1 protein-coding gene is annotated in these 11,091 nt (G+C 73.5%); it reads right to left on the bottom strand.

The features are described 5' to 3' along the window. Positions 1-23 precede the first annotated feature (23 nt). Positions 24-11,084: an amino acid adenylation domain-containing protein gene (locus ACIO3O_RS32320; RefSeq protein ID WP_401752090.1), complete on the bottom strand. Its 11,061-nt coding sequence runs from the start codon at positions 11,082-11,084 to the stop codon at positions 24-26. Between the last annotated feature and the right edge of the window lie 7 nt (positions 11,085-11,091).

The raw sequence follows: 11,091 nt of genomic DNA, 5'->3' as shown, positions 1-11,091 counted from the left end.
CTGGTGCGGTCGTCGGTCGGTGATCACTCGTCGGACCCGTCGTCGTCCTGGTCGTACTCGTCGTCGTATGCGTCGTCCTCTTCGTCGCCGTCTTCGTCGTCCTCTTCGTCGTCCTCCTCGTCGTCCAGGTAGTCCGCTTCCTCCTCCTCCAGGAGGTCGATGTACTGCTGCGAGAGCGGGACCAGGGAGAGGTCGGAGGGGGTGAGGCCGCCCGCGTCCGGGTTCTCCGCGTGGAGGGCCAGGGCCGTCAGCGCCTGGTGCCACAGCTCGGCGAGCTCGGCGACCTGCGCCTCGGTGAAGAGCGCGCCCGGCCAGGAGAGGGTGGCCCGCAGATGCGGTCCCTCGGCGGTGTCCTGGGTGGCGGCGTTGATCTCCAGGGCGTGTGCGAAGGGCAGTTCGCCCTCGCCCACTCCCCCGCCCGCCTCGGTCTCCCCGACCGAGGTCCAGTGCTCGGCGGTGCCGTCCCCGGTGTCGGTGGCGAACCGGCCGAGGTAGTTGAACCCGACCAGCGGGCTCGCCCCCCGGGCCAGCGAGCCGGCCGTCTCGGGGTTCAGGTGCCGCAGGAGGCCGTAGCCGAGACCCTGGTCCGGTACCCCGCGCAGCTGCTCCTTCACCTGCTTGAGCGCCCCGCCGACCTCGGGCCCGGCGGCGGTGACCTCGGCCCAGGACAGCAGCCCGGGGTCGACCCGCACCGGGTACATGCTGGTGAACCAGCCGACCGTACGGGACAGGTCGTGACCGGCGTCGAGGACGTCCTCGTACCGGCCGTGCCCCTCCACGTCCAGCAGCACACCGCCCGCCGCGTAGGCGGGAGCCCACTGCCGCATCGCCAGCGCCAGGCCCGTCAGCAGGACGTCGTTGACCCCCGCCCGGTACGCGGCCGGGACGACCGTCAGCAACTGCTCCGTCTCCTGCGCCGGAAGGGCCAGCGTGAAGGACTCGGCGGTGGCCACGGTGTCGCGTGCCGCGTCGAGCGGACGGGCACCGAGGCTTCCGCCCTGATCCGCCACCACACCCTCCCAGTACGGGAGTTGACCGGCCCAGCGGTCCTGCGTCGCCGCCTCGCCGAGGGCGGTGGCCCAGCCCCGGAAGGACGTGCCGACCGGCTCCAGCTCCACCGGCTCCCCGGCGGCCACCGCACGGTGGGCGGCGGCCAGGTCCGGCAGCAGCACCCGCCAGGACACCCCGTCCACCACCAAGTGGTGCACCATCAGCAGGAGTTGACCGTCGCCCGCCGGGCCCGCGTCGAGCCAGACAAGCTGCGCCATGACGCCCTGCTCGGGGTCGAGCCCGGCACGGGCCGCGTCCGCCTCCCGCGCCAGGGTCTCCCGTACGGTCTGCGCGTCCAGCCCGGTCACGTCGACCCGGCGCACCCACGCCGCCACGTCCACGGACCCGGCCGCCGGAACCTCCAGGCCCCAGCCGTCGGCCGCCCGGTCCAGCCGCATCCGCAGCGCGTCGTGGTGGTCCACGACGGCCGCGAAGGCCCCGGTCAGTTCGGCGAGGGTGAGACCGGCCGGGACCGGCACGACGTACGCCTGGTTGAACTCCCGGACCGGGCCGCCGCCCGCCCGGAACCACTCGATGATCGGCGTCGTCGGCACCGCGCCCACCCCGTCCCGGCCCGCGACCACCCGGTCACCGGCGGCCGAGGCCACGAGCGCCAGTTCGCGGACCGTACGGCGCTCGAAGACGTCGCGGGCGGTGAGCACGAGACCGGCCTTGCGGGCCCGGCTGACGAGCTGGATGGAGGCGATGGAGTCGCCGCCGAGGTCGAAGAAGCCGTCGTCGACGCCGACGGACGCCAGCCCGAGCACTTCCGCGAAGACCGCGCACAGCGTCTCCTCCGCAGCCGTCTCCGGAGCGACGGACTCGGCCTGGGAGGTGGGGAGTTGAGGTGCGGGCAGGGCCTTGCGGTCCAGCTTGCCGTTGATCGTCAGCGGCAGTGCGTCCAGCGTCACGAAGGCCGAGGGGACCATGTACGCGGGCAGGTGCGTGACCGCGTACTCGCGCAGCCCCGCCACCTCCCCCACCACGTAGGCGACGAGCTGCTTGTCGCCGGGGCGGTCCTCGCGGACCAGCACCACGACCTGCCCGGCCTCGGGGTGTCCGGCCAGGACGGCCTCGATCTCGGCGGGCTCGATGCGGAAGCCGCGGATCTTGACCTGGTCGTCGACGCGGCCGACGTAGTCGATGACGCCGTCGCGGGTCCACCGCACCAGGTCGCCGGTGCGGTACATCCGGTCGCCGCGGGCACCGAACGGGTCGGCGGGGAAGCGTTCGGCGGACAGCTCCGGGCGGCCGAGGTAACCCTGCGCCACCCCGTTGCCCGCGAGGTACAGCTCGCCCGGCACGCCCTGCGGGACCGGGTTCAGGCCCTCGTCCAGGACGTAGGCGCGCATTCCGGCGAGCGGGGAGCCGATCGGCACGGGCGTGCCCGGCGCCTTGTCGGCGGGGACGCGCCAGGCGGTGGCGAAGGTGGTGGTCTCGGTCGGCCCGTAGCCGTTGACCAGGCTCAGGCCGGGGCAGAGGGCCAGCGCGCGGTCCACCGCGTCGATGTCCGCCGCCTCGCCGCCGAACCAGATCTCCCGCATTCCGGTCAGGGAGTCGGGGGCCTCGTGCACCAGGACGTTGAAGAGCGCCGTGGTCATGAAGGTCGCGGTCGCCCCGTACCGGGTGACGGCGTGCCGCAGCTCGTCGGGGCCGAGCCGGCCGCCGGGGGCGACGACGACGGTCCCGCCGCGCAGGAGGGGTGCCCACATCTCGTACGTCGAGGCGTCGAAGGCGTGCGAGGAGTGCAGCAGCACGCGGGCGTGGGCCGGGCCGTCGAAGCGGGGGTCGAGGGCGAGGTCGATGACGTTGGCGTGGCTGACGACGACACCCTTGGGCAGACCGGTGGTACCCGAGGTGTACATGACGTACGCGACCTGCGCGGCCGGAATCTCTCCGGCGGGCAGCCCCTGCGGCAGCTCCGCCGCCGCTGCGGCGGCCTCGTCGAGGGCGACGCACCGCGCCGCCCGGGCCAGCCCGTCGGGGAGTTCGGCCCGGTCGGTGAGCAGCAGTTCCACGCCCGCGTCGCGGACGATCCAGGCCAGCCGCTCCGCCGGGTACGCGTCGTGCAGCGGTACGTAGTGGCCTCCCGCCTTCACCACCGCGAGCTCCGCCACCACCAGGTCCACGGACCGGCCGAGCAGGAGCGCGACCGGGGTTCCGGCGCTGACACCCTGGGTGCGCAGGTAGTGCGCCCACTGGGAGGAGCGGGCGTCCAGTTCCGCGTACGACAGCGCACCCTCGTCCCCGACGACGGCGACCGCGTCGGGCGTCTCCATCACCTGCTGCGCGAAGAACTCCACGAGGGAGAGCTGCGGGGCCGACCGTCCCGCGCCGCCCCAGGTGTGCAGGAGCCGGGTCCGCTCGTCCCGGGTGAGGAGGTTCAGCTCACCGACGTGGCGGGCCGGGTCGGCGGCGGCCTCGGCGAGCACCCGGCCCAGGCGTGCGCACAGCGCCCGCACGGTCTCGGGGTCGAAGAGGTCGGCCGCGTACTCGATCTCGCCCGTGATGCCGGTGGGGCGGCCGTCGGCGTCGAAGGTCTCGCGCAGGTCGAGGAGCAGGTCGAACTTGACCGGGGCGTCCCCGACGGGCACCAGGGAGGGAGTGATGCCGGGGAGGTCGAGGTCGGGTTCGGGGGTGTTCTGGAGGGCCAGCATCACCTGGAAGAGGGGGTGCCGGGCGAGCGAGCGCTCCGGGCTGACGACCTCCACCAGGCGGTCGAACGGCACGTCCTGGTGGGCGAAGGCCGACAGGTCCGACTCCCTCACCCGCTCGATGAGTTCGCGGAAGGTGGGGTCGCCGGAGACGTCGGTGCGCAGGACGAGGGTGTTGACGAAGAAGCCGACCAGGTCGTCCAGGGCGTCGTCGGTGCGGCCCGCGACCGCCGTGCCGAGCGGGATGTCGGTGCCCGCGCCCAGGCGGGACAGCAGTGCCGACAGACCGGCCTGGAGCACCATGAACAGGCTCGCCCCGGACTCGCGGGCCAGGTCGGCGAGCGCGGTGTGGGTGTCCGCGTCGAGCTGCCACTCCACTCGGCCGCCCCGGTGGGAGGCGACGGCGGGCCGGGGGCGGTCCGCCGGAAGCTCCAGCACCTCGGGCAGACCGGCCAGCTTCTGTGTCCAGTAGGCGAGTTGCTTGCCGATGAGGCTGTCGGGGTCGTCCTCGGAGCCGAGGGTCTCGCGCTGCCAGAGGGCGTAGTCGGCGTACTGCACGGGCAGCGGGGCGAGCTCCGTGCCGCCCGTGTAGGCGACCTCCAGGTCGCGCATCAGCGGGGCCAGCGACCAGCCGTCGCCCGCGATGTGGTGCAGGACGAGCAGGAGGACGTGGTCCTCGGGGGAGGTACGGAACAGCCGTGCGCGCAGCGGGAGTTCGGCGGCGAGGTCGAAGCCCCGGCCCGCCGCGGCCTCCAGTGCGCCGGCCAGTTCGTGGGCCTGCGTGTCCTGCACCGGCAGCAGCAGCTCGGCGTGGTCGAGGACGCGCTGGCGGGGGCGGCCGTCCACCTCGGGGAAGACGGTGCGCAGTGCTTCGTGGCGGGCCACGACCGAGGACAGCGCGCCCTTCAACGTCGGGACGTCGAGCGGGCCTTCGAGGCGGATGGCGAGCGGGATGTTGTACATGCCGCCGTCCGTGTCGAGGCGGTCCAGGAACCACAGGCGCTGCTGGGCGAACGACAGCGGCAGCACCTCGGGCCGGGTCGTGGCCACCCGTACGAGAGAGCGTGCGGAGTCCGCGTCGGCGACCAGCCGGGCCAGGCCCGCCACGGTCGGGAACTCGAAGACCGACCGGATGGCCAGTTCGGCGTCGAGCGCGGTGCGGACGCGGCTGACGAGGCGGGTGGCGAGCAGGGAGTGCCCGCCGAGGTCGAAGAAGCTGTCGTCGATGCCGACCTTCTCCACCCCGAGGAGTTCGGTGAAGATCCCGCACAGGGTCTCCTCCTGCGGGGTGCGCGGGGCGCGGCCCGTGCCGGCGGAGAGGTGGGAGGGGGCGGGCAGGGACCGGCGGTCCAGCTTGCCGCTGGCGGTGAGGGGGAGGGCGTCGAGGGTGACGAAGGCGGTCGGGACCATGTAGCCGGGGAGGCTGGCGGCCGCGTGGTCGCGCAGGCCGTCCGTGCCCGCGCCTTCCTCGCCGACGATGTAGGCGACGAGCTGCTTGTCGCCGGGGCGGTCCTCCCGTACGACCACAGCGGCCTGGGAGACCCCCGGGTAGGCGGCGAGGACCGCCTCGATCTCACCGGGCTCGATGCGGAAGCCACGGATCTTGACCTGGTCGTCGGCGCGGCCGACGAACTCCAGGGTGCCGTCCGCGCACCAGCGCACGACGTCACCGGTGCGGTACATCCGGGACCCGTCGGCGGCGAAGGGGTTCGCGACGAAACGCTCCGCCGTGAGTCCGGGGCGGCCGACATAGCCGCGGGCCACACCGGCTCCGGCGATGTAGAGCTCGCCGGGGACGCCGAGGGGGACGGGCCGCAGCTTCTCGTCCAGGACGAAGACCTCGTTGCCCGCGACGGGGCGGCCGATGCCGGGGACCTGCTTGCCGTCGATGCGACCGGCGACCGAGTACACGGCCGTCTCGGTCGGCCCGTACCCGTTGGTGACGTCGGCGGCGATCGCGCTCAGCCGGGAGTTCAGGGAGGAGGAGACGGCCTCGCCGCCCATGAGGACCCGCAGCCCCGCCAGGGAGGCCGGAACCTCGGAGACGAGGGTCTCCCAGAAGGTGGGGGTGGCCTGCATGAAGGTGGCACCCGAGGCGACGATCAGCGCACCGAGGCGGACCGGGTCCAGGACGACGTCCCGCTCGACCAGGATCAGCCGGGCACCCGCCAGCAGCGGCACGAAGATCTCCACGTTGGAGATGTCGAACCCGAAGGTCGTGACCGCCATGAAGCGGTCCTCAGGCGTGACCTCAAAACGCCCGCCCATGTCCGCGAGGACGTTCTCCAGACCGCCCCGCGTCACGCCGACGCCCTTGGGGCGACCGGTCGAACCCGAGGTGTAGAGCACGTACGCCAGGCAGTCCGCCGACGGAGCAGCGAACTGCACGTCAGGTACGTCGAGTTGGTCCAGCTCGTCCAGGACGAGGAGCCCGCCGCTGACCGGCAGCCGTCCCGCGACCTCCGCCGAGGTGATCACGCACTCGGGAGCCGCGTCTTCGAGGATGTACGCCACCCTCTCGGCCGGAAGCGCCGGGTCCACGGGCACGAACGCCGCACCCGCCTTCACCACCGCCCACAACGCCACCACCAGGTCCAGCGACCGCGACAGCGCGACCGCCACCAACCGGTCCGGCCCCACCCCCCGGCCCACCAGCACCCGGCCCAACCGCTCCGCACGGGCATCCAGCTCCCCGTACGTCAGCGACTCCTCACCACACACCACCGCCACCACATCGGCCGCCTCCGCGACCCGCGCAGCAAATCGCTCGACCAGACCGGGGCCGGCCGGGATGACCTCACCCCGACCCCAGTCCTCCACCACCAGCGCACGCTCCCCCGCATCCACCAACTCCAGCTCCCCCACCCGCACTTCGGGGCGGGCAGTGATCTGGGTGAGTACGCGTCCGAGGCGGGCGCACAGGGCCTGCACGGTCGGCAGGTCGAAGAGGTCGTGGGCGTACTCGACGTCGCCCTCGATCCCGGCCGGGCGGCCGTCGGCGTCGAAGGTCTCGCGCAGGTCCAGCGTCAGGTCGAACTTCGCGATGCCTCCGGCGATGCCCTCCAGGGAGGGGGTGATGCCGGGCAGCGCGAGGTCGGGCTCGGGGGTGTTCTGGAGGAGCAGCATCACCTGGAAGAGGGGGTGACGGGAGAGGGAGCGCTCCGGGTTGAGGACCTCGACCAGGCGCTCGAAGGGCACGTCCTGGTGGGCGAAGGCCGACAGGTCGGACTCCCTTACCCTGCGCAGGAGTTCGGTGAAGGCGGGGTCACCGGAGACGTCGGTGCGCAGGACGAGGGTGTTGACGAAGAAGCCGACCAGGTCGTCCAGCTTCTCGTCGGGGCGGCCCGCGACGGCGGTGCCGAGGGCGATGTCGTCGCCCGCGCCGAGCCGCGAGAACAGTGCGGAGACGGCGGCCTGGAGCACCATGAACAGGCTCGCCCCGGACCGGCGGGCCAGCTCGCCGAGGGCGGCGTGCGTGGCGGCGTCCAGGTTCCAGCCGACGCGGCTGCCCCGGTAGGAGGCGACGGCGGGCCGGGGGCGGTCGGCGGGCAGCTCCAGGACTTCCGGGAGTCCGGCCAACGCACCTTGCCAGAAGGCGAGTTGACGGGCGCTGAGGCTGTCGGCGTCCTGCTCGGAGCCGAGCATCCGGCGCTGCCAGAGGGCGTAGTCGGCGTACTGCACGGGCAGCGGCGCCGGCTCGCGGCCGGTGTAGGCGGCCTCCAGGTCGCGCATCAGCGGGGCCAGCGACCAGCCGTCGCCCGCGATGTGGTGCAGGACCAGGAGCAGGACGTGGGAGGTGTCGCCGGTACGGAACAGGTCGGCGCGCAGCGGGAGTTCGGCGGCGAGGTCGAAGCCCCGGGCCGCCGCCGCGGCGAGCAGGCCGCTCAGCTCGTCGGCGGTGGTGTCGTGCACGGCGAGGGGGGTGCGGGCGTGCGGCAGGACGACCTGGCGGGGTTCGCCCTCGGTGGCGGGGAAGACGGTGCGCAGGGTCTCGTGCCGGGCGACGACCGCGCCGATCGCCCGCTCCAGCTGCGCGACGTCCAGGTCCCCGTCGAGGCGGACGGCGAGCGGAATGTTGTACGTGCCGGAGCCCGAGGCGTCGAGGCGGTCCAGGAACCACAGGCGCTGCTGGGCGAAGGACAGCGGCAGCTCGTCGGGCCGCTCCTGGACGCCGAGGGCCGGGGCGGCGGCCGCGCCGGCGGACTCGGTGACCCGGGCCAGCAGTCCCGCCGCCGTGGGGGCCTCGAAGACGTCCCGGACGGAGACCTCCGCGCCGAGGGCGGCGCGGGCCCGGCCCGCGAGGCGGGTGGCGAGCAGGGAGTGTCCGCCCAGTTCGAAGAAGTCGTCGTCCAGGGTGACCTTCTCCAGGCCGAGGACGTCGGCGAACAGGGCGCACAGGGTTTCCTCGCGCGGGGTGCGCGGGGCGCGGCCCTCTCCCGCGGTGGACTCGGGGGCCGGGAGCGCCTTGCGGTCCAGCTTGCCGTTGGGGGTGAGCGGGAAGGCGTCGAGGGCGACGAAGGCGGTCGGGATCATGTAGTCGGGCAGCCGGGTGGCGGCGTGCTCCTTCAGCTCCCACGCCTCCGCGGGCCGTGCGCCGTCCGCCCCGGTGACGTATCCGACGAGCTGCTGGCGGCCGGGGCTGTCCTCGCGGACCATCACGACGGCCTGGCCGACGCCGGGGTGGGTGGCGAGGGCGGACTCGATCTCGCCGAGTTCGATGCGGTAGCCGCGGATCTTGACCTGGTGGTCGCGGCGCTCCAGGAAGACCAGGCGGCCCTCGCTGTCGTAGCGGACGTAGTCGCCGGTGCGGTACATGCGGGCGCCGGGCTCGTCGGAGAAGGGGTCGGCGACGAACACGGCGGCGGTGCGCGCCGGGTCGGCGAGGTAGCCGCGGCCGACGCCGGTGCCCGCCGCGTACAGCTCGCCGGGGGTGCCCGCGGGGACCGGGCGCAGCCGGTCGTCCAGGACGTACAGGCGGGTGTTGCGGACCGGGCGGCCGATCGGGACGGGTGCGCCCTCCTCGATCGTGGCCAGGGCGGCGGTGTCCAGGACGGCGTGGGTGACGTCGTCGGAGCACTCGGTGGGGCCGAACGCGTTGATCAGCGGGATCGTCGGGTACGCCTGGAGCCAGCGGGCGCCCGTCTCGCGGGGCAGCGCCTCGCCGGTGACCATGAGGAGTCGCAGGTCGGGCAGGGCGGGCGGGTCGGTGTGGGCGGCGGACCAGCTGTCGAGGGCGGCGCGCAGCAGCGAGGGGACGACTTCCAGGACGGGGATGCGTTCGGCGGCGGTGAGGGCGAACAGCTTCCACGGGTCGGCGGCGGTGTCGCGGTCGACGATGCGGACGGTGGCGCCGACGGCGAGCGGGGCGAGCATCTGCCAGACGGAGATGTCGAAGGTGAGGGGGGCGTTCTGGACGACGGTGTCGGCGGCGGTCAGCGCGCAGTCCTCGACCTTGGCGAGGAGGTGGTTGTTCATGCCCCGGTGGTGGACCATCGCGCCCTTGGGCTCGCCGGTCGACCCGGAGGTGAAGATGACGTACGCGAGGTCGTCGCCGCCGCCGGTCGGGGCTTGCCAGGCGCAGCCCTCGCCGCGCTCCACCACGACCCGCGCACTGCCGGTGGCCGTCAACTCGGCGGCGAGCGGCCGGAGTTCGGCGGGGGTGAGGAGGGCGGTGGCGCGGCAGCGGCCGAGCAGGGCGGCGTTGCGGGCGGCGGGGGCCTTCGGGTCGAGGGGGACGTAGGCGGCGCCCGCGCCGAGCACACCGAGGACGGAGGCGAGGAAGCCGGTGCCGGGGACGGCGAGGATGCCGACGACGTCGCCGCGGCCGGTGCCCGCGGCCCGCAGGTCGCGGGTGAGGGCGGCGGCGCGGGAGGCGAGGGCGGTGTACGTGACGGGGCTGCCGTCGATGTCGACGGCGGCGACGGCGTCCGGGCGGGCCTCGGCGTGCTCCTGGACGCGGGCCACGATGTGGGTGAGGCCGTCGTCGTCGGGGGCGGCGGTGTCGTTCCAGTCGTCCAGCAGGAGGGTGCGCTCGGCGTCGTCCAGGACGTCGATGCGGCCGATGGGCAGGTCGGGGTGGGCGAGCGCGCCGGCCAGGAAGCGCAGCAGGCGGGCGTGGTGGGTGGCGATCTCGGCGTCGGTGTAGAGGTCGCCGTTGCCGTCGAAGTTGAGGAGCACCTCGCGGCCGTCGTTGCGGTCCAGGGCGCTGATCTCGATGTCGTCGATGACGCCGTTGGACAGGTTGTGGGCGGTGACGGGGTGGCCGGCGTAGGTGAGGTCGTAGTCGAAGGGCATCACGTTGACGAGGACGCCCGCGGTGCGGCTGCCGCCGCCCGCCGCCTGGAGGTCGCGGGCGATGTCCTCCTGCCGGTAGCGCTGGTGGCGGACCACCTGGCGGGCCTCGACGGCGCACTGGCGGACCAGGTCGGCGAAGGTCGTCGCGGGGGTGATGTCCAGGACGAGCGGCAGGATGTTCGCGGTGAGGCCGGGGGTGGTGCGCAGCACCGGGGTGGTGCGGGCCTGGAGGGGGAAGCCCAGTGGCAGGGTGCGGGCGCCGGTGACGGTGTGCAGGTAGCCGCCGACGGCTGCGAGCAGGCCGATCGCCCAGGGGGCCCGGCTGTCCCGGGAGACCTGCTTGAGGTCCTCCATGAGCTGCGGCGGCAGGTGGGCGGAGCTGCGCCGGAAGGCGGCGGTGGCGGGGGCGGTGCGGGCGGTCAGCGAGACCGCTTCGGGGCGGCGCGCCATCCGGGAGCGCCAGAACTCCTGGTCCTGGGTGAACTTCTCGGAGGCCCGGTAGTCGGTGTCCTGGGCGATGAACTCGTCCAGGGTGGCGAAGGTGCGGGGGCTGTAGTCGGTGCCGGTGGCGAGGGCGGTGTAGATCTCGGCGAGGCGGTCGGAGTAGATCCGGCCGCCCATGCCGTCGCCGATGATGTGGTGGTTGCGCTGGTAGTAGAAGAAGCAGTCGTCGGCGATCTTGAAGAGGACGTCGATGAAGTGCGGTCCGACCGCCATGTCGAAGGGCTCGGTGAGCCGCCCCTTCATGATGCGGATCGCCTCGTCGCGGCCGTCGGGGCGGTCCCCGAGGTCGATGTACTCCAGGCGGATCGCCGTGGGGTCCGGGCACTGCCACAGCCCGTCCTCGTCCTCGACGAACTTCACCCGTACGGTGTCGAGTTCGTCGAGGGCGAGGGTGAGCGCCCGGTCGAAGACGGGCACGTCGATCGGCCCGTGGATCTCCAGGTATTCGCTGACCAGAAACGCGTTGTCCGGGTTCAGCTGCTGCGCGTACCAGACTCCCTGCTGGGCGGCAGTGAGCGGCCTGCGCTCGTCCATGGAGGCGGTGCGGGCCGGTTCCATGGGCGTGGACGCGGACGTGGTCATGTCGAAT

It is taken from the genome of Streptomyces sp. NPDC087440 (assembly GCF_044744005.1).
In the GTDB taxonomy this organism is placed as follows: Bacteria; Actinomycetota; Actinomycetes; order Streptomycetales; family Streptomycetaceae; genus Streptomyces.
The sequence above is the reverse complement of the archived record's forward strand: the minus strand, read 5'-3'. Positions and strand labels throughout refer to the sequence as shown.